This window comes from Vibrio sp. J2-4, assembly GCF_021728155.1.
Classification (GTDB): domain Bacteria; phylum Pseudomonadota; class Gammaproteobacteria; order Enterobacterales; family Vibrionaceae; genus Vibrio; species Vibrio diabolicus.
The window spans coordinates 34,944-60,142 of record NZ_JAKKCN010000010.1; the positions used below are offsets into that span (position 1 = coordinate 34,944).

A 25,199-nucleotide genomic window follows, 5' to 3' on the forward strand; every position below is an offset into this window, starting at 1 on the left:
TTTATTAAAGCTCTATTGATAACATAGCAGCAACAATGGAAGTTTTTTAGTTAATTCAGGGAGTAAATGTGACCTTTCGAACTCTATGGCTGATTTCGCTGCTGTTGCTCACAGGTTGCTCAGATTATCAATGGGGCTGGTATGTGCTCGATCCCTCCACGGAGCAAGGACTCACCAATCTGAAGTTTTTAATCGCCGGATTTAGTGACACCATCCAAGTATCACTCCTCAGTATGTTATTTGCGATGACCTTAGGTTTAATCATCGCCCTACCGGCTCTGTCGAACTCTCCCTACTTGAAGTGGATCAACCGCATTTATGTCGAGGTAGTCCGTTCAGTGCCTGTTTTAGTCTTACTACTTTGGGTGTATTACGGCATGCCAACGCTGTTGGATGTCTCACTCAATCACTTTTGGGCGGGTGTTATTGCCCTGACCATTGCTGAGAGTGCGTTTATGGCGGAGGTGTTTCGCGGCGGAATCCAAGCCATCAGTCGTGGCCAGCATGAAGCGGCTGAATCTTTGAGCTTAAGCTATTGGCAAAAGATGCACTTGGTAATTCTTCCTCAAGCGTTTCGACAAATTCTCCCACCATTGGGCAATCAATTTGTCTACATCCTCAAGATGAGCTCTTTAGTCAGTGTGATTGGTTTAAGCGATCTCACTCGCCGTGCTAATGAGCTAGTGGTGAATGAGTACTTACCCCTAGAGATTTATACCTTCCTCGTTTTGGAGTACTTGTTGCTCATTCTATTCGTATCCCAAGCCGTTCGTTGGCTCGAAAAACGCATCGCCATTCCCAGTTACTAACGATGAAGCCTTTAGCTAGAAACAACAAAGCCGCTCTTGTTGAGCGGCTTTGACAATATAGCGACAGAGTGCAGGTACTGCTTATTTCTGTTTTACAGGGCGTTGCCAGCCATTAATTTTGCGCTCTTTGACGCGAGTAATCACTAACTCGCCTTCTTCAACATCTTTTGTCAGCGTCGTGCCTGCACCGATGGTTGCGCCATCAGCGATAGTGACAGGAGCCACCAGCTGACTATCAGAACCAACAAATACATCATTACCGATGATGGTTTTAAACTTGTTCGCACCATCGTAGTTACAAGTAATCGTACCGGCACCGATGTTCGTACGTTGACCGATTTCAGCATCACCAAGGTAAGTTAGGTGGTTCGCTTTTGAGCCTTCTCCGATACGCGCATTTTTAACTTCTACGAAGTTACCCACATGGGAATCGTTACGCATCTCAGCACCAGGACGAAGGCGAGTAAATGGACCAACGGTACATTCTTCACCAACCGTTGCACCTTCAATCACACTGTAAGGGCGAACGATGGTGTTGTCGTCGATTTCGCAATCTTTCAGTACACAGCCAGCACCGATAACCACGTTATCACCGAGTGATACTTTACCTTCAATGATAACATTCACGTCAATTTCACAGTCCATACCGCACTGCAACTCACCACGCAAATCAAAGCGTGCTGGATCGCGTAGCATCACACCTTGCTCTAGTAGCTTCTGAGCTTGCATTGATTGGAAAGCACGCTCTAGACGAGCAAGCTGTGCGCGGTCGTTGACCCCTTCCACCTCAATGGCATTGACTGGGTGTACAGCTTCAACGGCACGACCTTCATCGTGTGCGGCTGCAATAACGTCAGTTAGGTAGTATTCGCCTTGCGCGTTGTTGTTGTTTAAGCCAGACAACCAACGCTTGAGATCCCCACCAGTCGCAACCATGACACCCGTGTTGATCTCTTTAATTTGTTTTTGTTCTTCCGTTGCATCTTTTTGCTCAACGATCGCAACAACAGGACCATTTTTACGAATAATACGACCATAACCTGTTGGGTTATCAAGCATCACTGTAAGCAGTGCAATACCACCAGTTGGTTGAGCATCCAACAAGTTCTCGATGGTTTCAGCTGAGATTAATGGCACATCACCATAAAGCACGAGGATTTTCTCATCGTCTTCGAAGCGAGGAGATGCTTGGTCAACTGCATGGCCAGTCCCCAACTGATCCGCTTGCAGCACCCAGTTTACTGGCTCTTCAGCAAGAGTGGTTTGCATTTGATCACCACCGTGACCAAATACTAAGTGAATATTTTGTGCACCAAGACCAGTACATGTATCAATCACATGTTTTGCCATTGGCTTCCCTGCCAAAGTGTGTAGCACTTTAGGCATGTTCGAATGCATACGGGTACCTTTACCCGCAGCAAGAATCACAGCACTGAATTTCATTGAGAACCTATTGACGTTTTATGTTAATTGGCCGTTATTTTAAACAGCTCTTTTAAAATAGTTAATGGAGTAAGGTAAATTTCCAACTAAAATTAATCAAAAAGGCGACCATTTGGCCGCCTTTTGTCATGCAACGTTGCTAATTGAGCTTAGCGACGCTTTTTTGTCAGCTCGATAACTCGTAGCTGAGCAATGGCTTTAGCCAGTTCACTGGCCGCTTGTGCGAAGTCCATGTCACCATGCTGATTCTGGATTTGCTCCTCAGCGCGGCGCTTGGCTTCTTCTGCCTTCGCTGCGTCTAGCTCTTCACCACGGATAGCGGTATCAGCCAGTACAGTCGCTGTACCAGGCTGAATCTCTACCATACCACCAGAAACATAAATGATTTCTTCGTGGCCGTGCTGTTTCACAATACGCACCATACCAGGCTTGATAGCGGTCAGCAGCGGTGTGTGACCATGGAAAATACCAAGTTCACCTTCGCTACCGGTCACCTGAAACGTTTCAACACGACCAGAGAAGATTTTCTTCTCAGCGCTTACTACGTCTAGGTGAAAGGTTATTGCTGCCATATCGCCTCCTAGTTAGCCTTATAGCTTCTTCGCATTCTCAATAGCATCGTCGATGCTACCGCAGTACATGAATGCCTGCTCAGGAATGTCGTCGTATTCACCAGCTAGTAGACCTTTAAAGCCACGTAGAGTCTCTTTTAGAGGTACGTAAATACCAGGGTCACCTGTAAATACTTCTGCTACGTGGTAAGGCTGAGTTAGGAAACGCTCAATCTTACGTGCACGAGATACAACTTGCTTATCTTCTTCAGATAGCTCGTCCATACCTAGGATAGCAATGATGTCTTTCAGCTCTTTGTAGCGCTGAAGTGTCTGCTGAACGCCACGAGCAACTTCGTAGTGATCTTGACCAACTACTAGTGGATCAAGCATACGAGATGTTGAATCTAGTGGGTCGATCGCAGGGTATAGACCCATTGCAGCGATGTTACGGTTAAGTACAACCGTTGCATCCAAGTGCGCGAACGTTGTTGCTGGAGACGGGTCAGTCAAGTCATCCGCAGGTACGTATACCGCCTGTACAGACGTGATAGAACCTGATTTCGTTGACGTGATACGCTCCTGAAGTACACCCATCTCTTCTGCAAGAGTTGGCTGGTAACCTACCGCAGAAGGCATACGACCTAGCAGTGCCGATACCTCTGTACCTGCAAGTGTGTAACGGTAGATGTTATCAATGAACAGTAGTACGTCACGACCTTCGTCACGGAAACGTTCTGCCATTGTTAGACCAGTCAGTGCAACACGTAGACGGTTACCTGGTGGCTCGTTCATCTGACCGTAAACCATTGCTACTTTAGATTCTTCAGGCTTCTCAACGTTTACAACGCCCGCTTCCTGCATCTCGTAGTAGAAATCGTTACCTTCACGAGTACGCTCACCAACACCCGCAAATACGGATAGACCTGAGTGCTGTAGTGCGATGTTGTTGATAAGTTCCATCATGTTAACGGTCTTACCTACACCAGCACCACCGAATAGACCGATTTTACCACCCTTAGCGAATGGACAAATTAGGTCGATTACTTTAACGCCCGTTTCTAGAAGTGCGATCTCGTTTGATTGTTCTTCGTAGCTTGGTGCGCTGCGGTGGATAGAGTAAACCTCTTCCGCGCCCACTTCACCACGCTCATCAATCGCGTCACCTAGGACGTTCATGATACGACCTAGAGTTTTAGTACCGACTGGTACTGAAATTGGAGCGCCAGTGTTAACCACTTCAACTCCACGACGTAAACCATCAGAGCTACCCATTACGATACAACGAACTACGCCACCGCCTAGCTGTTGTTGAACTTCAAGAACTAGACGCTCTTTTGAGTCCGTTACGTTTAGAGCGTCATATACACTAGGTACATTGCTCTGTGGGAACTCTACGTCGACTACCGCACCGATGATCTGTACGATCTTACCTGTAGCCATCGTTAATCCTCTAAACTATTTCGTTTTACCTAAGCTTAAACCGCAGCAGCACCACCAACGATTTCCGATAGTTCTTGTGTGATCGCAGCCTGACGGGCTTTGTTGTACACAAGTTCCAAATCGTCAATCAAGTTGGTTGCGTTATCCGTTGCAGCCTTCATCGCAATCATTCGAGCCGCTTGTTCACAAGCAAGGTTCTCAACCACACCTTGGTATACCTGAGACTCTACGTAACGCACTAGTAGCGTATCCAGTAGAGGTTTTGGCTCAGGCTCATAGATGTAGTCCCATGAGTGCTCACGCTGCATCTCTTCGCTGTCCGATTTAGGCAAAGGTAGCAATTGATCGATCGTTGGTTGCTGAACCATAGTATTAACAAACTTGTTGAATACTACGTATAGACGGTCCAGCTCACCTTCATCGTATTTCTTCAGCATTACGCCAACAGAACCGATTAGGTCTTCTAAGCTTGGGTTATCACCCAGGCCAGAAACCTGTGCCGCAACTTTTGCGCCACCATGTTTAAAGAAAGCTGTTGCTTTTGAGCCAACAACGGCAAGCTCAATCTCAGCACCTTTCTCTCTCCATGTTTGCATGTCTGTAACGGCTTTTTTGAACACGTTAATGTTCAAACCACCACACAGACCACGGTCTGTCGAAACGATGATGTAACCAACACGTTTAGCTTCACGCTCTTCTAGGTACGGATGACGGTACTCTAGGTTTGCGTTAGCCACATGACCGATCACTTTACGCATTGTTTCAGCGTATGGACGAGAAGCTTCCATTGCATCTTGAGAACGACGCATTTTTGAAGCTGCTACCATTTCCATCGCTTTCGTAATTTTCTGCGTGCTTTTAACACTACCGATTTTATTACGTATCTCTTTTGCGCCGGCCATCGTTACTCTCCGTTAGTTGGTGGCAGAAACTGCCACCGACCTAATTACCAAGTTTGGGTTGCTTTGAAGTCGTCAGTCAGTTTCTTCAACTGAGCTTCGATTTCATCGTTGTAAGCGCCAGACTTGTCGATCTCAGCTGCTAGTTCAGCGTATTGACCGCGAGCGTACGATAGTAGAGCCGCCTCGAAATCTAGAACTTTGTTAAGTTCTACATCATCAAGGTAACCGCGCTCTGCCGCGAAGATAGTTAGAGCTTGGTCAAATACAGACATTGGAGCGTACTGCTTCTGCTTCATTAGTTCTGTTACTTTTTGACCATGGTCTAGCTGTTTCTTCGTTGCTTCATCAAGGTCAGAAGAGAACTGAGCAAATGCCGCTAGTTCGCGGTATGCAGCTAGTGCTGTACGGATACCACCTGATAGTTTCTTGATGATTTTCGTCTGAGCTGAACCACCTACACGAGATACTGAGATACCTGGGTCAACCGCTGGACGAACACCGGCGTTGAATAGCTCAGTTTGTAGGAAGATCTGACCATCGGTAATCGAGATTACGTTAGTCGGTACGAATGCTGAAACGTCACCTGCTTGAGTTTCGATGATAGGAAGAGCAGTCAATGAACCAGTCTTACCTTTCACTTCACCGTTAGTGAAACGTTCTACGTACTCTTCGTTTACACGAGCTGCACGCTCTAGTAGACGCGAGTGTAAGTAGAATACGTCACCTGGGAATGCCTCACGGCCTGGTGGACGTTTAAGTAGTAGAGAGATCTGACGGTAAGCTACCGCTTGCTTAGATAGGTCATCGTAAACAATCAGTGCGTCTTCACCGCGATCGCGGAAGTATTCACCCATCGCACAACCTGCGTATGGCGCTAGGTATTGCAGCGCTGCAGATTCAGAAGCTGATGCAACTACAACGATCGTGTTTTGTAGTGCGCCGTGCTCTTCTAGTTTGCGAACTACGTTAGCGATAGTCGATGCTTTCTGACCAATTGCTACGTAGATAGAGAAAATACCAGAGTCTTTCTGGTTGATGATCGCGTCGATCGCCAGTGCTGTTTTACCAATCTGACGGTCACCGATGATAAGCTCACGCTGACCACGACCGATTGGGATCATTGAGTCAACTGACTTATAACCAGTTTGCACAGGTTGGTCTACCGATTTACGGTCGATTACACCTGGTGCGATCACTTCTACAGGCGAAGTCATTTTCGCTTCGATTGGACCTTTACCATCGATAGGCTCACCCAGCGTGTTTACTACGCGGCCTAGTAGTTCTGGACCAACTGGCACTTCAAGAATGCGGCCAGTACCTGTAACTTTCATGCCTTCCTTAAGGTCAGCATATGGGCCCATTACAACCGCACCAACCGAGTCACGCTCAAGGTTAAGTGCCAGTGCATAACGGCCACCCGGTAATTCAATCATTTCACCTTGCATCACGTCCGCTAGGCCGTGGATGCGGATGATACCATCGCTTACCGATACGATAGTACCCTCGTTGCGAGCTTCACTAACAACTTCGAAAGATTCGATGCGTTGTTTGATTAGATCGCTAATTTCCGTGGAATTAAGTTGCATGCTCCAATCCCCATTAAGACTGCAATGCATCGCTCAGGCGGTTCAAACGACCACGCGCTGAGTCATCGATGACTAGGTCTCCGGCTCGAATAATAACCCCACCAAGTAGGGTCTCATCTACACTGCAATTCAGCTTCACTTTGCGTTCAAGACGCTTTTCAAGTTTGCTGCCAATGTTTGCAAGTTGCTCATCAGAAAGTTCTGTTGCTGAAATGACTTCAACATCGATTTCTTTCTCATGCTCTTTCTTCAGAGTGTAAAACTCTGTGCAAACATCAGGAAGGGCCGCTAAACGACCATTCTCAGCCATCACCTTCAAAAGGTTTTGACCGTGCGTATCAACTTGTTCGCCGCAAACTGCAACAAAAATCTCTGCCATTTTATCAGCAGAAACCGAACCGGTTAGAAGTTCGTTCATTTGTTCGTTTTTGGCCACTTCAGCAGCAAAAGATAACATTTGGCCCCATTGGTCCAACTGGTCTTTCTCTAAAGCAAAGTCGAAGGCTGCTTTAGCATAGGGGCGTGCGATAGTAGTCAAATCAGACATATGCGCCCCCAGACTTAAAGTTTTGCAGTAATGTTGTCGAGAATATCTTTTTGCGCATCTTTATCGATAGAACGCTCAAGGATTTTCTCAGCACCAGCTACAGCCAGAGTAGCAACTTGTTTGCGCAGGTCATCGCGCGCACGATTGCGTTCAGCTTCAAGTTCTGCTTCTGCTTGCGCTAGGATTTTCTGGCGTTCTGCCTGAGCTTCCTCGCGAGCTTCATCAAGAATTTGAGACTTGCGCTTGTTCGCTTGTTCGATGATCTCAGTTGCTGTGCGCTTCGCTTCTTTCAATTGATCAGAAGCGTTGGCTTGTGCTAGATCCAAGTCTTTCGCAGCACGTTCTGCTGCTTGAAGGCCATCAGCAATTTTCTTCTGACGCTCTTCGATCGCTTTCATCAATGGTGGCCATACATACTTCATGCAGAACCACACAAATAGTGCAAACGAGATTGCTTGACCTAGCAGAGTTGCGTTTATGTTCACAACAGCTACCCCTCTATTTGGACTTAGTGTTAATCAGTGACAAGCGCTAATCGCTCGTCCCGAGTTAAAGGTGATTAACCTAGTTGACCAACGAATGGGTTTGCGAAAGTGAATAGTAGCGCGATTACGATACCGATCATTGGAACCGCATCAAGTAGACCCGCGATGATGAACATCTTAACTTGTAGCATAGGAGCCATTTCTGGTTGACGTGCAGCACCTTCTAGGAATTTACCACCTAGCAGTGCGAAACCAATCGCTGTACCAAGAGAAGCAAGACCGACGATAATACCTACGGCGATTGCAGAAAAGCTCAGTAAAGTTTCCATTACTATCTCCAATTTATAGTTGTTGGCTTAGTGCCCAAATAAAAAGCTTTAAAAAAATTAATGATCAGGATCTTCGTGTGCCATTGACAGGTAAACAATTGTCAACATCATGAATACGAAGGCTTGAATCGTAATAACCAAGATATGGAAGATTGCCCACGGTAGTGAACCCATCCATTGTAAGTACCATGGTAGCATTGCCGCACAAAGAATGAATACAACCTCACCCGCGAACATGTTACCGAATAGACGCATACCAAGTGATAGAGGTTTCGCCAGTAGCGATACCACTTCAATCAGTAGGTTAAACGGAATCATAAGTGGGTGATTGAATGGATGTAGTGCAAGTTCTTTTGCGAATCCACCTAGACCTTTCACTTTGATGCTGTAGTAAATCATCAATGCAAAAACGCCTAGAGCCATAGCCATGGTGATATTCACATCAGCAGACGGTACAACCTTAAGGTAAGGGATACCTAGCCAATGTTCTGCTGGGTACGGTAAGAAGTCGATAGGAACTAAGTCCATCACGTTCATCAAAAATACCCAACAAAAGATAGTCAGTGCTAAAGGCGCGATCAGTGGGTTGCGTCCATGGAACGTGTCTTTGACGTTATCGGCGACAAATTCAACGATCATTTCTACAGCACACTGAAGCTTACCCGGTACACCCGCTGTTGTTCTCTTCGCTACTTTGTAAAAAATTCCGAGGAAGATTAAACCAGTAAACCAAGAAAAAAACAGGCTATCGATATGTACGTTCCAGAAACTTGTCTCCGACCCTACTAAACCCAACTTATACAGCGATAGGTTAGAAAGGTGGTGGGCAATGTAACCGGACGATGTTAGCGCTTCACCTGGCGCAGCCATAACTCATCCTATTTTTTGTTGTTAATGAATAGCACTGGTGCACAGATATTAATACCTAGTACCAGCAAATAGGTTAGTTTGAGGGGAACAAGTTCCACCTGCATATACATGTAGGCAACATAGAACAGTGCAACCGTGATGAGAATTTTCAGTACTTCACCCGTATAGAAGGAAGCCGCGATGCGCTTGGCAGCGCGAGCCCCACTAAACATGAAAGCACACAGCGCGAATACTGCATTGGCAACAACAAAAATGCCTCCGCCAATCAGCGCTGAAAATCCCCAGTCAGGATTTATGGCTACCGCCATTCCTGCTGCCACAAAAATAACCGCGCCAGACTGGATCATTAACAATTGCCTTGCGAGCTCTCGTCCTGGTCTAGCTAACGCAGCTACCATGTATTCGTACCTCTAGTAATATCCACTTCGCACTAAACTCTCTGTGCTGGGAAATTGGCGAAAATTATACGTTCAGTTCAACGTAAAGCAATTCGATTGCATCAAAAACTTACAGTTTTGTTTACAAAACGACAACTTTCGCACAAAATTCGATTAATTAGATTAATTGACCTAAATCAATTATCTCATCTAGGCCTCAAGCTTGGCAATTAGTTGGTCCAATTTGTGAGGCTCATCAATACTTATCGTCAATTTCGCTTTTCCGTTTGCAGAACGGGTCAGAGAAACTTTTGCATCAAGCAGCTGACTCAATTTATGCGACATTTGCTCAGCTTCGGTATCTTCTTGTTGCCCTTTTTGCTCATTTTGTGGGGCTAAGCACTTTTTTACTAACTGTTCGGTTTGGCGAACAGTCATTTGCTTTTTCGCGACTTGTTGAGCAACCTCAACCTGCTTCTCACCCTGCAAGGCCAATAGCGCTCGCGCATGACCCATTTCTAGCAATTTATCCGCAACCAAGCTTTTCACATTGGACTCAAGCTGATTTAAACGTAACAAGTTACTGACTGTCGTTCTCGACTTACCAATCACTTCTGCGACTTGTTGATGCGTAAGCGTAAATTCGTCTTGTAAGCGCTCAAGCGCTTGTGCTTCTTCAATCACATTCAAGTCTTCACGTTGAATGTTCTCAATCAACGCCATGGCAATCGCCGCGCGATCTTCGACTTTCTTCACCAAACACGGCACGCGTTTTAAACCAGCCTGCCTTGCCGCACGCCAGCGACGCTCACCTGCGATGATCTCAAACTGGCCGCTTTCAACCTGGCGAACCACAATTGGCTGAATAATGCCTTGTGACTGAATCGAAGCTGCTAATTCTTCTAGCGCTTCAGGCGCCATATCTTTACGCGGTTGGTATACGCCCGGTTGCAATTGACCAATCGCTAAGTCGGTTAACTCACCGTCTGCCGATAATTCTTGGCTATGCGATGCAATATGCTGTTTTTCACGAGCAAACGAACTGGTCGACAATAACGCATCCAGTCCTTTTCCGAGACCACGCTTAGACATGGGATTGAATTCCTTAGGTTAGAGTTAAACTGGGATTTCTTCGCGGCGGAGCATTTCGCCCGCTAGAGCAAGATACGCTTTGGCTCCTGCAGAGTACTTATCGTAGTACATCGCTGGTTTACCGTGACTTGGCGCTTCGGCCAAACGCACATTACGCGGAATGACGGTACGATAAACTTTATTGCCAAAGTGTTTTTTAAGTTGATCGGACACTTCATTCGATAGACGGTTGCGCGGGTCGTACATAGTACGCAGTAAACCTTCGATTTTGAGGTTTTCATTAACCACAGCCGCTAACTTGCTGATTGTGTCCATAAGAGCAGTTAAACCTTCTAACGCAAAGTATTCACATTGCATCGGCACCAGCACAGAATCAGCTGCCGCCATCGCATTGATTGTAAGAAGGTTTAGAGAAGGAGGACAATCAATAAAGATGAAATCATAGTTATCGCGAACTGACGACAATGCATTTTTTAAACGCACTTCGCGAGCGAACACTTCCATCAATTTGATCTCTGCCGCGGTTACGTCACCGTTCGCCGCGATCAAATCATACTTCCCTGTTGTTTGGGTACAAACGACTTGATCGAACGGTGTATCTTCGACCAAAAGATCGTATGCGGTGGCATCGACCATATATTTATCCACGCCACTGGCCATCGTAGCATTGCCTTGCGGGTCGAGATCGATCACCAAAACCTTGCGCTTTGTTGCCGCCATCGAAGCCGCTAAGTTAATGCACGTTGTTGTTTTGCCGACCCCACCTTTCTGGTTGGCGATTGCTACAATTTTACCCACGATTACCTCGCTAATTTTCCTTGCGCGATAAGATTACTAGATGACGATCACCTTCCAACTCAGGAACAGCTAAAGATATGATCTCTGTCACACTGCACCATTCAGGAAGCTGATCCATTTCATCTTTAGGGTGCTGTCCTTTCAGCGCTAGAAACACCCCATGCTCTTGTTTCGGCAAATGGTGGCACCATTCCACCATGTCTGTCATTGAAGCAAAAGCTCGACTCAAAACGCCATCAAATTTTTCTTCAGGTTGGAATTCTTCGACGCGACTTTGAATTGGTGTCACGTTTTTCAGCCCTAATGTGTGCACGACTTGCTTGATAAAACGGATGCGTTTGCCAAGACTGTCGAGCAAGAAGAAGGTCTTCTCAGGGTTCATGATTGCCAAAGGTATGCCCGGTAAGCCCGGACCAGTACCAACATCAATGAAACGCTCACCGGGCAGGTGTGTGCTCACCACGATGCTATCAAGAATATGTTTCACTAACATATCAAGCGGATCGCGCACCGACGTTAAGTTGTACGCTTTGTTCCACTTGTCGAGCAGTTCGACGTAACCGACCAATTGCTCTCTTTGTTGCTCTGACACTTCTAAATCGGTTTTCGCGATCAGTGAATCCAGCTTTGTTCGCAATGCGCTCATTATTCTTCCTCACCTTTCTTCAGCAAACCATGCTTTTTCAAGTGAACAAGTAGAATAGAAATTGCAGCAGGCGTAATACCAGAAATGCGCGATGCAATACCGATGCTCTCTGGTTTGGCCTCACTCAGTTTAGCAACGACTTCGTTTGATAAACCTTTTACATCGCGGTAATCCAAATCTGCGGGTAGCTTGGTATTTTCGTGACGCAATGATTTTTCGATCTCTTCCTGCTGACGCTTGATGTAACCATCGTATTTTACTTGAATTTCAACTTGCTCAGCCGCTTGCTGATCTTCAAGTGCAGGAGCAAACGCTTCAAGTTGCGTCAGTTGCGAATAAATGATCTCTGGACGACGCAGAAGATCCTCACCACTCGCTTCACGTGCCATTGGGGTTTTCAGCAGCTTGTTCAGCTCATCCACGCCTTCTGATTTCGGATTCATCCACGTTGATTTCAAACGCTGACGTTCCGTTTCCATGTTATTGATTTTCTCGTTAAAGCGAGCCCAACGAACATCGTCAATCAAGCCTAACTCGCGTGCTTTTTCCGTTAAACGTAAATCGGCGTTATCTTCACGTAGCAACAAGCGATATTCCGCACGAGAAGTGAACATGCGGTACGGTTCTTTGGTACCCATGGTCGATAAATCATCAATCAATACGCCCATGTAAGCTTGGTCACGACGTGGGCTCCAACCTTCTTTTTCTTGGCTGTACAAGCTTGCGTTTAGACCGGCCATCAAGCCTTGCGCTGCGGCTTCTTCGTAGCCAGTCGTACCATTAATCTGACCGGCAAAGAACAGACCATGAATAAACTTGGTTTCGTACGTTTGCTTCAAATCACGTGGATCGAAGAAATCGTACTCAATCGCATAACCAGGACGAACGATATGCGCATTTTCAAAGCCTTTCATTGAGCGAACGATTTGTACTTGCACATCAAATGGCAAGCTAGTCGAGATACCGTTAGGGTATAGCTCGTGCGTCGTTAAACCTTCTGGCTCAATGAAGATTTGGTGGCTATTTTTATCCGCAAAACGCATCACTTTGTCTTCAATCGACGGGCAGTAACGCGGACCAATGCCTTCAATCACACCCGCGTACATCGGACTGCGATCCAAGTTGCTACGGATCACGTCGTGCGTTTGCTCATTGGTGTGCGTAATAAAACATGGGATCTGACGCGGGTGTTGTTCGCGTTTACCCATGAATGAAAATACAGGGGTAGGGTTATCACCGTGCTGAGCTTCAAGCACTGAAAAATCAACAGTGCGAGCATCAATGCGCGGTGGGGTACCCGTTTTTAAACGATCCACACGGAATGGCAGCTCACGTAATCGATCCGCTAATGCGATCGACGGTGGATCCCCTGCGCGTCCGCCTGAAGAGCTCTCCATGCCGATGTGGATCTTACCACCAAGGAACGTACCTACCGTTAGTACGACGGCTTTCGCATGGAAGCGAAGTCCCATTTGAGTCACCACGCCAACCGCGCGGTCTTGCTCAACAATCAGATCATCCACTGACTGCTGGAACAGCGTTAAGTTGGGTGCATTTTCTAATGCGTTACGGACGTACGCTTTGTACAGAGCACGATCCGCTTGAGCTCGAGTCGCTCGAACTGCAGGACCTTTGGAGGCATTTAGTGTACGGAATTGAATACCTGCATGGTCGATGGCTTCAGCCATCAAACCGCCCATAGCATCCACTTCTTTTACTAAGTGACCTTTACCAATACCACCAATCGCCGGGTTACAAGACATCTGGCCTAATGTATCGATGTTATGGGTAAGGAGAAGCGTTTTTTGTCCTGTGCGTGCAGATGCGAGCGCGGCTTCCGTTCCTGCGTGTCCGCCACCGACAACAATGACGTCAAAGTTTTCGTGATAAAGCATGAACTGACCTCAGGTATTCAAAGGGATTTAATGGACAGATAAAGGAGCAGTATTTTACCTGCTTTATGCCACAGAGAAAAACGTTTTCTCGTTTTATCCGTTTTAAGCTTCAAGATAAATATATATAAGATCTATATATATGATCTTTTATTAGATCTACTATTAGGATCGACCGTTTCTGTGGATAACCTAAAAATGATCAACAAGATCATGGATCTTCTTTGGATCATATCTTGTGATCATGATTGGATCAGATCGAGGATTACCTGGGATCAAAAGTGGTAGTTATACACAGGGGGTAAAATTGATCAAAGTTGTTATTGGGATAACTAAAGGAAAATCACTGGATCTTATGGTAGTTACCCACAGCTCGTTTGGTTGGTTTTTGAGCAGTTAAACAAAATAATTTGACGGGAGTTATTCACATTGGGGAAAACAGAGCCGAATTTCGACTCTGTTGAAGGGAAAGCGGGGAGCTTAAAAGCGTTCGATATTCTCTTTTAACCATGCCTCTGCGGCGTCTTCGGGTACAGCATGGCTCAGTACATCAATCTTAAGACAATCAGCGAGCGGTGTGGCACCAATGTCCTCTAGTAAATCATAAGCGTGTTGACCAGCGGCGCAGAACGTATCATAGCTTGAATCACCAATCGCAATCACTGCGAACTTTACGTCGGTCATTTTCGGCGGGGTATTTTGTAATGCCGCGATAAAAGGTTGAATATTATCAGGGTACTCACCAGCCCCATGGGTTGAGGTGATCACCAACCACGTTCCTTGATTTTCGATCTCATCAAGAGATGGCTGATTGTGGATCGTTGTTTCAAATCCATTCTCGTTGAGTAGATCACTCAGGTGATCCCCTACGTATTCTGCGCCACCTAGCGTGCTGCCTGTAATAATGTGGATCATACTTCTTCCTTATTGAATGCGACGGCTAAAGCTCAGGATGGCTTGCCGTACAAAAAGAAACGCGGTGTGAGTTAAGCTCAGCACCGCGCGTTCGATTATTTACTTCCCGATACAGAATGAAGAGAAGATTCGGCCCAGTAAGTCGTCAGAACTGAACTCGCCGGTAATCTCGTTGAGATGCTGCTGGGTGATGCGCAGCTCTTCTGCCAGTATCTCACCAGCCATATAGCCTTCAAGCTGTTCCTGGCCTATTTGAAGGTGCTGTGCGGCGCGTTCCAACGCATCGAGGTGACGGCGACGAGCCATAAAGCCACCCTCACTGTTGCCTGAGAAGCCCATGCATTCTTTTAGGTGTTCACGCAGAGCTTCAACCCCTGCACCAGTTTTCGCTGACAAGCGGATGAGGGTAGGGTTATTGATGTGGCAGATCCCCATTTCTTCACCCGTTTGATCCGCTTTGTTTCGGATCACGGTTATGCCGATATTGTCGGGTAGGCGATCCACAAAGTCTGGCCAGATATCTTTCGGATCGGTGGCATCGGTTGTGGTGCCATCCACCATGAACAAGACGCGGTCTGCTTGAGCGATTTCATCCCACGCGCGCTCAATACCGATTTTCTCGACTTCGTCGGAGGCATCACGCAGACCTGCTGTATCAATGATGTGCAGTGGCATACCATCAATGTGGATATGCTCACGCAGGACGTCACGCGTGGTACCTGCGATGTCGGTTACGATTGCAGACTCTTTGCCTGATAGCGCGTTCAGTAGGCTTGATTTGCCCGCATTTGGACGACCAGCAATCACGACTTTCATCCCTTCACGCATGATTGCGCCTTGGTTGGCTTCTTTGCGCACCGCATCTAGGTTGTCGATGATGGCTTGTAGGTCACCAGCCACTTTGCCGTCGGCCAGAAAGTCGATCTCTTCTTCTGGGAAGTCGATGGCTGCCTCAACATAGATACGCAAATGAATCAGCGACTCAACTAAGGTATTAATGCGCCCTGAAAAGGCGCCCTGTAAGGATTGCAGCGCCGATTTTGCTGCTTCTTCAGAACTTGCATCAATGAGGTCTGCAATTGCTTCTGCTTGAGCGAGGTCGAGTTTATCGTTCAGGAACGCGCGTTCAGAGAACTCACCAGGGCGAGCTGCTCGAATACCATTAATACCTAGAATGCGTTTTATCAGCATATCCATCACGACGGGGCCGCCATGGCCTTGCAGCTCAAGTACGTCTTCACCTGTAAATGAGTGCGGGTTAGGGAAGTACAGAGCGATGCCCTGATCAAGCACAGTGCCATCTTCTGACTTAAATGGCAGGTACTCTGCATAGCGGGGCTTTAGTGTCTTACCCGTGACTTCTAACGCCACTTGGTTGGCTTTAGGGCCTGATACTCGAATAATACCGACACCGCCACGACCAGGCGCGGTCGCTTGAGCGACAATCGTATCTGTAGTCATAATTTTGCCTTTTGAGCTGGGCTCAAATTGAGCCATAACTTTAGTTAGCTGAATTGTAATCAGCCAAAAACAAAAAGGCGACCTTTTGGCCGCCTTTCTCAATCATTTCCTAAAAGGTTACTTGCTGTGTAAGCCTTTTTTCTCTAACCCTTTGTAGATCAGAGTTTGCTGGATAAGCGTTACGATGTTCGACACCAACCAGTACAGAACGAGACCTGATGGGAAGAACAAGAAGAAGAAGGTAAACATAACCGGCATAAAGGTCATGATCTTCTGCTGCATTGGATCCGTTACTGTTGTCGGGCTCATCTTCTGGATTAGGAACATAGACGCACCCATCAATAGCGGCAGGATGTAGTAAGGGTCCTGCGCTGACAAGTCGTGAATCCAACCAAAGAATGGTGAGTGACGAAGCTCTACCGATTCCATTAGCGCCCAGTATAGTGCGATGAAGATAGGCATCTGTAGGATAAGAGGTAAACAGCCACCGAGTGGGTTCACTTTCTCTTTCTTGTACAGTTCCATCATTTCTTGGCTCATGCGCTGACGGTCATCACCGATACGCTCACGCATTGCTTGCAGCTTAGGCTGTAGCATACGCATTTTCGCCATAGACGTGTATTGCGCTTTTGTTAGTGGGTACATTGCACCACGAACGATGAAGGTCAGACAGATGATTGCCACACCCCAGTTACCAACAAAGCTCTGGATGAATGAAAGCAACATATGAAGAGGCTTCGCAATGAACCATAACCAGCCGTAGTCCACTACTAGGTCTAGGTTAGGTGCCACTTCTGCCATTTCATCTTGCAGTTTTGGACCAACCCAAAGTGTTGCTTCAAACTTAGCCTGATCGCCTGTTGCGATAGTTTTGTTCGGCATACGAACGCCGATGTCGCCTAGGTTGCCAATTACACGAGTGTATAGGTTAGTACCTGGTTCGTTACGTGGGATCCAAGCTGCGGCAAAGTAGTGCTGAATCATTGCTGCCCAACCTTGGCCATCGGCTAGGTTAAGAGACAGGTTGCGATCCTGCATATCATCAAAGCTGTACTTCTTGTAACGCGTATCTTCTGTTGAGTATGCGCCACCACGGTAAGTAGGCATTGTGATGCTGCCACCATCGTCCATTAGGTTTTGACGTAGGTGAGCGTACATACCAAATGTTGCGTTGTTGCCTGAGTTGTTCACTACATCGTATTCAACATTAAGCGCGTAGCTGCCGCGTTTAAAGATGTAAGTTTTGGTGTATTCGATGCCGTTTGCAGTGAATGTCATCGGAACGCGAAGTTCATCTTGACCGTCAGCCATTGTGAAGCTGTCTGCACTTACGTTGTAGTGAGGGCGATTTGTGCTGCTCAAGTCGATACCTTGAGGACCCACTAGACCGCTTTGAGCGATAAATTGGTGACCTTGAGCGTCTTTAAGCAGAACAAAGGAATCTGATGAATCTAACTCAGCAGAGTATTCGTTAAGGTTGGCATGTACCACATCGCCACCAACGGTGTCGATCGACAGAGTTAAAACATCAGTCGTTACTGTGATAGTTTTTGCAGAAGCTTGCTGTTGACCAGGAACTGGGTCAAGTTCATCAGCAAAAGATGGTGCAGGTAGAGTGCTGCTTGATTGAGCCTGTTCAACTGCTTGAGGTTCTGGATTCTTTGCAACTTGCCATTGTTGAAACAGCAAAAAAGAAACCAGGGCCAAACCGATGAGCAGGATATTACGTTGAGAATCCATCGTTAGTTATCTCTGTCTTGTTTTTGGACTGGTGGAACGGGGTCATACCCCCCTTCATTCAAAGGGTGGCATTTTAATAGACGTTTGCCTGATAACCAACATCCTTTTACAAAACCGTGAGCTCTCAAAGCTTCTAGCGCGTAAGTGGAACAGGTTGGTGTGAACCGGCAACGAGGACCAATCAAAGGGCTGATAAACCAGCGATACAGATAAACGAGCCCAATGGCTATCCACGTGAAGGGCGAGACAGGCGTTGCCATAGCTTATCAAACAACTTAAAAATTTCCTCATTGCTTAAATCTTGCGCGCTTTTCTTCGCAATCACAACAAAATCTTTGTTTGGAAGCTGATGTTGATTGTTACGAAAGCTTTCACGAGCCAAACGCTTAAATCGGTTACGACCGACAGCCGTTTTGATTTGCTTTTTTGGAACCGCTAAACCTAATCGTGGATGAGAAAGTTTGTTATTGCGAGCAATGATGGTGAAATGAGGCGAGCCAGCTCGATGAGCTTGCTGGAAGACGTTTTGATAATGCTCGGGAGTTAACAAACGTAACTCCCGATTAAACGCGTACGTGTTCAAAATAAACTAGCGATTATTTTGATAGGCGCGCACGGCCTTTTGCACGACGTGCGTTGATAACTTTACGACCGTTCTTAGTTGCCATGCGAGCACGGAAGCCGTGAGTACGCTTGCGCTTTAGAACTGTAGGTTGAAAAGTGCGTTTCATGATAATTACCTTTACTGATCAGTAGTTTTAGGTTCTTGTTAAACCCGGCGTGGGTATTTGCTTTCTTATATAAAGAAGCTCTTTATATAGAGAAGGACAACCGACGCCTCTCAACAAAGAGGCGGAATTGTAATCACACTCACATAATGTGTCAATGACTCAATGAGTACGAAATTCCGGCCGGGCGATTATACGTAGTGTGAGTAAAATCTCAAGGATCAATCGATCCTGATGCTTGATCGTTACTCTATTCCTACTTGGTTAAGGAATTTTTTCAAACGAGGATCTTGTGGATTATCGAAGATATCCTGTGGAGAACCTTGCTCAACGATATTGCCTTCCGCCATGAAGATCACTCTATCAGCGACTTCTTTCGCGAATTGCATCTCGTGCGTCACCACCAGCATGGTTTGATGCTGATTAGCTAACTTCTTCATTAATGAGAGAACTTCACCGACCCATTCAGGATCCAGCGCAGAAGTTGGTTCGTCAAATAACAGCAGTTCTGGTTGCAGCGCCATCGCTCGGCCGATACCCACACGTTGTTGTTGGCCGCCAGACAATGCCGCTGGATAACTATCGCCTTTATCCCCAAGGCCGATGTCATCCAGAATTTGTTGCGCTCGTTTGAGAGCATCGGCTTTTTTCCAGCCTCGAACGGTCACTAGACCTTCGGCAATGTTCTGGCGCGCATTCATATGGGCAAACAGGGCATAGTTTTGGAACACAAAGCCAGTTCGACGACGCAGCGCTAATACTTCGGCTTTAGTGTGTTTTTGAGTATCAACGGAGATGTCATCTATCGTGATACGACCTTCATCTGCTTGTTCTAGAAAGTTCACCGTACGCAGCAAGGTTGATTTACCCGTACCACTTGAGCCGATAATCACGATGATCTCACCTTGCTTAATATCGAGGTCGATACCTTTCAGTACTTCAGTCTCACCAAAACGTTTGTGAATATTTTCTAACTTAATCATCGTACGTACGCCTTATTCAGTTTTGCTTCTGCCCAGATTTGTACGCGAGTCAGAATCACCACCACGCCCCAGTAAATAAGAGCAACCGCAAGGAAAGCTTCAAAGAAACGGAAACTTGATGAGGCTTCCATCTGTGCTTTCGCCATGATTTCGGCCACACCAAGCGTGAAGGCGAGAGACGTTGACTTGATCATATCGATGAAATAGTTCATCAATGAAGGCAGTGCGACACGCGTTGCTTGAGGTAAAATCACTCGGCGCATCGCCTGAGATGTTGTCATACCCACCGACAAGCTCGCTTCCATCTGGCTACGATCAATACCAATAATGGCGGCACGAATACTTTCCGCCATATAAGCGGCAAAGTGCAGCGTTAAACCGATCACCGCTGCTGAGAAGGCATCAATACCCACCATCAATGGGAAAATTTGTGGTAAGCCGTAATAAAGCAGGAAAAGCTGAACTAAGAGAGGGGTGCCACGGAAGAAGCTGATGTACAGTTGGCTTAATTGATCCAGAACTGGCAGTTTAAATACGCGAATATTGGCTAAAATGACGGATAAAATCAGTGAAAACACCAATCCCCATGTCGCCATTTCCATGGTAGTGCCAAGATATTTCAGCAATATCGGCAGCAGTTCCAACATGTAATTAAAGTCAAATCCCATACGGCTTACCTAAAGGCTAGAGAAAAGAAAAGGTGGAAAACAAGTTCCACCTTTACGTAAGTTTATTTTAGTCCGAGAGTGATACCACTTTGCGGCCTAAAGTACAAAGAGTTCTTATTTCGTGATGTCAGCGCCAAACCACTTCACGGAAATTTTCTCTACTGTACCATCTGCGCGCATCTCAGCCAGTGCTTTGTTTACTTCTTCTTGCAGCTTACGACCTTTCTCGTTGTCCACGAAAGGCCATGCGTTTTGAATGGTTTCAAACGGTTCGCCCGCCAATTCCAAAGGAAGACCGGTTTTCTTAATCAGCTCTAACGCAGAAAGACGATCCATTACAAATGCATCTGCACGACCGAGCGCCACGTCATGTTCGATACCTGTGTCGTACGTTTTAATGTTGATCTTGCCGTCTTTGTCGTATTGACGCAGCAGTTGCTCGAAGTTAGATCCTAGATTCACAGCAACGGTTTTGCCCGCAAGATCGTCAACACCTTTGATGCTGTCGTTGCCTTTACGCACGGTAATTTGTGCGCCATCTACAACGTAAGGGTCAGCAAATAGGTATTTGGCTTTACGCTCATCAGTCATGGTGATTTGGTTGGAGATCGTATCGATGCGACCGGTTTCTAGCAGACCAAATAAACCAGAGAAGTTGGCTGTTACGTATTCGATTTTGTAATCGTTGCGTTTGCCGATTTCATCCCACATGTCGACTTCAAAGCCTTGTAGCTTATCTTGCTTTACAAAAGTAAACGGGAAGTAGCGACCTGACATACCAACTTTGACTTCAGTAGCGGCTTGTACGGTTGCTGCCGACAGTGCAATGGCTGCAACGGCAACCTTAATCCAGTTTTTCATAATACATCTCCATAATTTTATGGTTGGAAATACTACTGTTAGTTAGCTCAATTAAATAAATAACCAAGAGCAATAACCTAGACCTGTGAGTTATTAGATAATAGAAGAAGAATGTTAAATGTGACGAAAATGCGAACTGAACCAGGGGAAATGATCGACAAAATCAGCATTGGGAATAAAATAATACACAGACTTATCACCAATCACTCGATCTTGTGAATTTTGCCCAATTGTGGATCGTTGTGTGGGCAAATTTGGGGCAAGGTGTGTTGATCTCATCAAGTTTGCAGAAATAATTGTGAATAACTTGGATCTTATTCACTGGATCGTCGATCAATCGCTGGCGATCTTGGTTATCAACAGGTAAAATTGCCAGTCTTTTCCGATAATTCAATTACTCAGTGGGGGCACCGTGTCATCTTCGCTTTGGCTGCAATGTTTGCAGCAGCTTCAAGAAGAGCTACCAGCTACAGAATTCAGCATGTGGGTTCGTCCGCTACAAGCGGAGCTCAATGACAATACTCTCACTCTATTCGCGCCAAACCGCTTTGTGTTGGACTGGGTGCGTGATAAGTATCTGAACAATATTACTCGTTTACTACAGGAATACTGTGGTGGCGACATTCCTAACTTACGCTTTGAAGTGGGGAGTCGACCTGTCTCTGCTCCAAAACCAGCGCCGACACGTACGCCTGCAGATGTGGCTGCGGAGTCATCTGCACCTGCGCAATTACAGGCACGTAAGCCAGTACACAAAACCTGGGATGACGACGCTCAAGCGATTGCGGCGATCAATCACCGCTCAAACATGAACCCAAAACACAAGTTCGACAACTTTGTTGAAGGTAAGTCGAACCAACTGGGTTTGGCTGCGGCGCGTCAGGTATCGGATAACCCAGGTGCAGCTTACAACCCACTATTCCTATACGGCGGCACGGGTTTGGGTAAAACCCACTTATTGCATGCGGTGGGTAACGCGATTGTGGATAACAACCCGAACGCGAAAGTGGTCTACATGCACTCAGAGCGTTTTGTGCAAGACATGGTGAAAGCGCTGCAAAACAATGCGATTGAAGAATTCAAACGCTACTACCGCAGTGTGGATGCACTCCTTATCGATGACATCCAATTCTTTGCTAATAAAGAACGTTCGCAAGAAGAATTCTTCCATACCTTCAACGCACTATTGGAAGGTAACCAGCAGATCATCTTAACGTCTGACCGTTATCCTAAAGAGATTAATGGCGTTGAAGATCGTCTTAAATCTCGCTTTGGTTGGGGTCTTACTGTTGCGATCGAGCCGCCTGAGCTTGAAACGCGTGTGGCGATCTTGATGAAAAAAGCCGAAGATCACCAAATCCACCTTGCTGATGAAGTGGCATTCTTTATTGCCAAGCGTCTGCGTTCGAACGTTCGTGAGCTAGAAGGTGCACTGAACCGCGTTATCGCTAACGCGAACTTTACTGGCCGCCCAATAACGATTGATTTTGTTCGTGAAGCGCTGCGCGATCTGCTCGCTCTGCAAGAGAAGCTGGTAACTATCGACAACATTCAAAAGACGGTGGCGGAATACTACAAGATAAAAGTGGCTGACTTGCTGTCCAAACGTCGCTCTCGTTCTGTAGCGCGTCCTCGTCAGCTGGCCATGGCGTTAGCAAAAGAGCTAACCAACCACAGCCTGCCTGAAATTGGTGATGCGTTTGGTGGCCGCGATCATACGACCGTACTTCATGCGTGTCGCAAGATTGAGCAGCTGCGTGAAGAGAGCCACGATATTAAAGAAGATTACTCTAACTTGATTCGCACCCTGTCCTCGTAATCGGTTAGAATAACGGTATTCTAAGCAAATCATTTATTGAGCTGACAGCGTAAAGAGCCAAGCATGAAATTTACCATTGAACGTAGTCATTTAATCAAACCGCTACAGCAGGTTTCGGGCGCTTTAGGTGGCCGACCAACTCTGCCAATCCTGGGTAACCTACTTCTTAAAGTAGAAGAGAACGTATTGTCGATGACGGCAACCGATCTTGAAGTAGAGTTAGTAAGCAAAGTGACGCTAGAAGGTGATTTTGAAGCGGGCAGCATTACCGTTCCTTCGCGTAAGTTTCTCGATATCTGCCGTGGTTTACCGGACGATGCGATCATCACATTTGTTTTAGAAGGTGATCGCGTACAAGTTCGCTCTGGTCGCAGCCGTTTCTCATTGGCAACGCTTCCTGCGAACGATTTCCCTAATATTGAAGACTGGCAAAGCGAAGTGGAAGTATCACTGAGCCAAGCTGATCTACGTACGCTGATCGACAAAACTCAGTTCTCGATGGCGAATCAAGACGTTCGTTACTACCTCAACGGTATGTTGTTTGAAATTGACGGTACCACGCTACGCAGCGTGGCGACGGACGGCCACCGTATGGCGGTATCGCAAACTCAGCTAGGTGCGGATTTTGCGCAGAAGCAAATCATCGTGCCACGCAAAGGTGTGCAAGAATTAGTGAAGTTGATGGATGCGCCAGAGCAGCCCGTAGTACTTCAGATCGGTAGCTCCAATGTTCGTGCTGAGGTGAATAACTTTACTTTTACCTCTAAGTTGGTTGATGGTCGTTTCCCTGACTACCGCCGCGTATTGCCTCAGAGCACCAATAAGACCCTAATAGCAAGTTGTGACGAGTTGCGCCAAGCCTTCTCTCGTGCTGCGATTCTTTCCAACGAAAAATTCCGTGGCGTGCGTGTGAATCTGGCTGATACTGAAATGCGCATAACCGCGAATAACCCAGAACAAGAAGAAGCGGAAGAGATGCTAGATGTGACCTTTGAAGGTGACGCCATCGAAATCGGCTTTAACGTAAGCTATGTGCTTGATGTTCTGAACACGTTGCGTTGTGAAAATGTACGTGTGTCGATGTCGGATGCTAATGCTAGCGCATTGATTGAAAATGCCGACGATGACAGTGCCATGTACGTGGTGATGCCAATTCGTCTATAAGCCAACTGAATGCCTCTTTCTCGTCTCATCATTCAGCAGTTTCGAAACATTAAAGCCTGTGATATTGAGTTATCAGCAGGCTTTAACTTTCTTATTGGGCCGAACGGCAGCGGTAAAACCAGTGTCTTAGAAGCGGTTTATCTGCTCGGGCATGGCCGCTCATTCAAGAGCTCTCTCACCGGACGAGTGATACAAAATGAGTGTGACGAACTGTTTGTTCATGGTCGTTTTTTGAACTCGGATCAATTTGAGCTACCTATCGGCATTAATAAGCAGCGTGATGGCTCAACAGAGGTTAAAATAGGCGGTCAATCTGGACAAAAATTAGCGCAGTTGGCACAAGTTCTGCCTCTGCAGTTGATACACCCAGAAGGGTTTGATTTACTGACAGATGGCCCTAAACATCGTCGCGCGTTTATTGATTGGGGCGTGTTTCATACCGAGCCCGCTTTTTATCAAGCATGGGGAAGGTTCAAGCGCCTGAACAAGCAGCGCAACGCGCTGTTGAAAACCGCCAATAGTTATCGTGAGCTCAGTTATTGGGATCAGGAAATGGCAGGGTTGGCTGAAAACATCAGCCAATGGCGAGCAAGTTACATCGTGCAGATGAAAACCGTCGCAGAAACTATCTGTCAGACATTTTTGCCAGAATTTGAGATCCAATTGAAGTATTATCGTGGCTGGGATAAAGACACCCCATACCACGAGATACTAGAAAAGAATTTTGAGCGTGATCAGTCATTGGGGTACACCTTTAGTGGCCCAAACAAAGCTGATTTGCGCATTAAAGTGAACGGAACGCCCGTTGAAGATGTTCTGTCACGCGGTCAATTAAAACTCATGGTGTGTGCATTGCGTGTCGCGCAAGGGCAACACCTGACAGAGATGACCGGTAAACAATGCATTTACCTAATTGATGACTTCGCGTCGGAATTAGATAGCCAACGTCGCAAGCGTCTTGCTGACTGCTTAAAAGAGACGGGCGCACAAGTATTTGTAAGCTCTATCACTGAAAGCCAAATCGCCGATATGTTGGACGATAACGGTAAATTGTTTCATGTGGAACATGGCAGGATAGAGTCAAACTAGA

27 protein-coding genes are annotated in these 25,199 nt (G+C 46.5%); 4 read left to right on the forward strand and 23 right to left on the reverse strand.

Annotation, left to right across the window (positions count from 1 at the left end):
- Positions 1-68: 68 nt before the first annotated feature.
- Positions 69-809 carry an amino acid ABC transporter permease gene (locus L3V32_RS23120; protein WP_046874589.1) on the forward strand — a complete coding sequence of 247 codons (741 nt, stop codon included), beginning with the start codon at positions 69-71 and terminating at the stop codon, positions 807-809.
- Positions 810-890: 81 nt separating this feature from the next.
- Here the strand turns inward: L3V32_RS23120 and glmU are convergent, their stop codons facing one another.
- From glmU to L3V32_RS23235, 23 genes are all read right to left on the reverse strand, one after another.
- Positions 891-2,252: a bifunctional UDP-N-acetylglucosamine diphosphorylase/glucosamine-1-phosphate N-acetyltransferase GlmU gene (glmU, locus tag L3V32_RS23125; RefSeq protein ID WP_005394079.1), complete on the reverse strand. Its 1,362-nt coding sequence runs from the start codon at positions 2,250-2,252 to the stop codon at positions 891-893.
- A 149-nt stretch (positions 2,253-2,401) separates the two neighbouring features.
- A complete protein-coding gene (locus tag L3V32_RS23130) occupies positions 2,402-2,824 on the reverse strand; it encodes a F0F1 ATP synthase subunit epsilon (RefSeq protein ID WP_005378937.1) in 423 nt (140 codons plus the stop codon).
- Positions 2,825-2,842: 18 nt separating this feature from the next.
- Positions 2,843-4,246: a F0F1 ATP synthase subunit beta gene (gene atpD / locus L3V32_RS23135; protein ID WP_005383849.1), complete on the reverse strand. Its 1,404-nt coding sequence runs from the start codon at positions 4,244-4,246 to the stop codon at positions 2,843-2,845.
- A 35-nt stretch (positions 4,247-4,281) separates the two neighbouring features.
- On the reverse strand, positions 4,282-5,148 hold the full coding sequence (atpG, locus tag L3V32_RS23140; RefSeq protein ID WP_150916029.1) for a F0F1 ATP synthase subunit gamma: 867 nt from the start codon (positions 5,146-5,148) through the stop codon (positions 4,282-4,284).
- Positions 5,149-5,192: 44 nt separating this feature from the next.
- Positions 5,193-6,734: a F0F1 ATP synthase subunit alpha gene (gene atpA, locus L3V32_RS23145; protein WP_005394084.1), complete on the reverse strand. Its 1,542-nt coding sequence runs from the start codon at positions 6,732-6,734 to the stop codon at positions 5,193-5,195.
- Positions 6,735-6,747: 13 nt separating this feature from the next.
- Positions 6,748-7,281: a F0F1 ATP synthase subunit delta gene (gene atpH / locus L3V32_RS23150; protein ID WP_005394085.1), complete on the reverse strand. Its 534-nt coding sequence runs from the start codon at positions 7,279-7,281 to the stop codon at positions 6,748-6,750.
- A 14-nt stretch (positions 7,282-7,295) separates the two neighbouring features.
- Positions 7,296-7,766 carry a F0F1 ATP synthase subunit B gene (gene atpF / locus L3V32_RS23155; RefSeq protein ID WP_031780375.1) on the reverse strand — a complete coding sequence of 157 codons (471 nt, stop codon included), beginning with the start codon at positions 7,764-7,766 and terminating at the stop codon, positions 7,296-7,298.
- A gap of 74 nt (positions 7,767-7,840) precedes the next feature.
- On the reverse strand, positions 7,841-8,095 hold the full coding sequence (gene atpE / locus L3V32_RS23160; protein ID WP_002540812.1) for a F0F1 ATP synthase subunit C: 255 nt from the start codon (positions 8,093-8,095) through the stop codon (positions 7,841-7,843).
- A 57-nt stretch (positions 8,096-8,152) separates the two neighbouring features.
- Complete coding sequence (gene atpB / locus L3V32_RS23165; RefSeq protein ID WP_005378922.1) at positions 8,153-8,965, reverse strand: F0F1 ATP synthase subunit A; 813 nt, start codon at positions 8,963-8,965, stop codon at positions 8,153-8,155.
- Positions 8,966-8,973: 8 nt separating this feature from the next.
- The gene (locus tag L3V32_RS23170) at positions 8,974-9,363 is read right to left on the reverse strand and encodes a F0F1 ATP synthase subunit I (RefSeq protein ID WP_005378921.1); all 390 of its coding nucleotides are present in this window, start codon (positions 9,361-9,363) and stop codon (positions 8,974-8,976) included.
- A 189-nt stretch (positions 9,364-9,552) separates the two neighbouring features.
- Positions 9,553-10,434, reverse strand: a complete 882-nt coding sequence (locus tag L3V32_RS23175) for a ParB/RepB/Spo0J family partition protein (protein WP_074190059.1) — start codon at positions 10,432-10,434, stop codon at positions 9,553-9,555.
- A gap of 24 nt (positions 10,435-10,458) precedes the next feature.
- A complete protein-coding gene (locus tag L3V32_RS23180) occupies positions 10,459-11,232 on the reverse strand; it encodes a ParA family protein (RefSeq protein ID WP_005383838.1) in 774 nt (257 codons plus the stop codon).
- Positions 11,233-11,242: 10 nt separating this feature from the next.
- Positions 11,243-11,878, reverse strand: a complete 636-nt coding sequence (gene rsmG, locus L3V32_RS23185; RefSeq protein WP_005394093.1) for a 16S rRNA (guanine(527)-N(7))-methyltransferase RsmG — start codon at positions 11,876-11,878, stop codon at positions 11,243-11,245.
- Complete coding sequence (gene mnmG, locus L3V32_RS23190) at positions 11,878-13,773, reverse strand: tRNA uridine-5-carboxymethylaminomethyl(34) synthesis enzyme MnmG (RefSeq protein WP_237285336.1); 1,896 nt, start codon at positions 13,771-13,773, stop codon at positions 11,878-11,880. Before mnmG ends, rsmG begins: the two co-directional genes overlap by 1 nt.
- A 477-nt stretch (positions 13,774-14,250) precedes the next feature.
- Positions 14,251-14,685, reverse strand: coding sequence for an FMN-binding protein MioC (mioC, locus tag L3V32_RS23195; protein WP_005394096.1), 435 nt, complete (start codon positions 14,683-14,685; stop codon positions 14,251-14,253).
- 99 nt (positions 14,686-14,784) lie between these two features.
- Positions 14,785-16,146 carry a tRNA uridine-5-carboxymethylaminomethyl(34) synthesis GTPase MnmE gene (mnmE, locus tag L3V32_RS23200; RefSeq protein ID WP_237285338.1) on the reverse strand — a complete coding sequence of 454 codons (1,362 nt, stop codon included), beginning with the start codon at positions 16,144-16,146 and terminating at the stop codon, positions 14,785-14,787.
- 117 nt (positions 16,147-16,263) lie between these two features.
- Positions 16,264-17,886, reverse strand: coding sequence for a membrane protein insertase YidC (gene yidC / locus L3V32_RS23205; protein WP_005383834.1), 1,623 nt, complete (start codon positions 17,884-17,886; stop codon positions 16,264-16,266).
- 2 nt (positions 17,887-17,888) lie between these two features.
- Positions 17,889-18,146, reverse strand: coding sequence for a membrane protein insertion efficiency factor YidD (yidD, locus tag L3V32_RS23210; protein WP_005378822.1), 258 nt, complete (start codon positions 18,144-18,146; stop codon positions 17,889-17,891).
- Complete coding sequence (gene rnpA / locus L3V32_RS23215) at positions 18,113-18,436, reverse strand: ribonuclease P protein component (protein ID WP_005394102.1); 324 nt, start codon at positions 18,434-18,436, stop codon at positions 18,113-18,115. Before rnpA ends, yidD begins: the two co-directional genes overlap by 34 nt.
- A gap of 46 nt (positions 18,437-18,482) precedes the next feature.
- Positions 18,483-18,617, reverse strand: a complete 135-nt coding sequence (gene rpmH / locus L3V32_RS23220; protein WP_005378825.1) for a 50S ribosomal protein L34 — start codon at positions 18,615-18,617, stop codon at positions 18,483-18,485.
- A gap of 242 nt (positions 18,618-18,859) precedes the next feature.
- Positions 18,860-19,597 carry an amino acid ABC transporter ATP-binding protein gene (locus L3V32_RS23225; RefSeq protein ID WP_005378827.1) on the reverse strand — a complete coding sequence of 246 codons (738 nt, stop codon included), beginning with the start codon at positions 19,595-19,597 and terminating at the stop codon, positions 18,860-18,862.
- Entirely contained in the window at positions 19,594-20,265 is a 672-nt protein-coding gene (locus L3V32_RS23230; protein ID WP_005378829.1) for an amino acid ABC transporter permease, read from the reverse strand. Before L3V32_RS23230 ends, L3V32_RS23225 begins: the two co-directional genes overlap by 4 nt.
- 114 nt (positions 20,266-20,379) lie before the next feature.
- Positions 20,380-21,126 (reverse strand): amino acid ABC transporter substrate-binding protein, encoded by a 747-nt coding sequence (locus tag L3V32_RS23235; RefSeq protein ID WP_005378831.1) that lies wholly within the window; start codon positions 21,124-21,126, stop codon positions 20,380-20,382.
- Between the two features lie 412 nt (positions 21,127-21,538).
- Between L3V32_RS23235 and dnaA the strand changes: the two genes are divergently transcribed.
- The 3 genes from dnaA (at position 21,539) to recF (ending at position 25,198) form a co-directional block, all read left to right on the forward strand.
- Positions 21,539-22,945, forward strand: a complete 1,407-nt coding sequence (gene dnaA / locus L3V32_RS23240; RefSeq protein ID WP_005378835.1) for a chromosomal replication initiator protein DnaA — start codon at positions 21,539-21,541, stop codon at positions 22,943-22,945.
- Positions 22,946-23,008: 63 nt separating this feature from the next.
- Positions 23,009-24,109, forward strand: coding sequence for a DNA polymerase III subunit beta (gene dnaN, locus L3V32_RS23245; RefSeq protein ID WP_005394106.1), 1,101 nt, complete (start codon positions 23,009-23,011; stop codon positions 24,107-24,109).
- A gap of 9 nt (positions 24,110-24,118) precedes the next feature.
- A complete protein-coding gene (gene recF, locus L3V32_RS23250; protein WP_237285340.1) occupies positions 24,119-25,198 on the forward strand; it encodes a DNA replication/repair protein RecF in 1,080 nt (359 codons plus the stop codon).
- Position 25,199 lies beyond the last annotated feature (1 nt).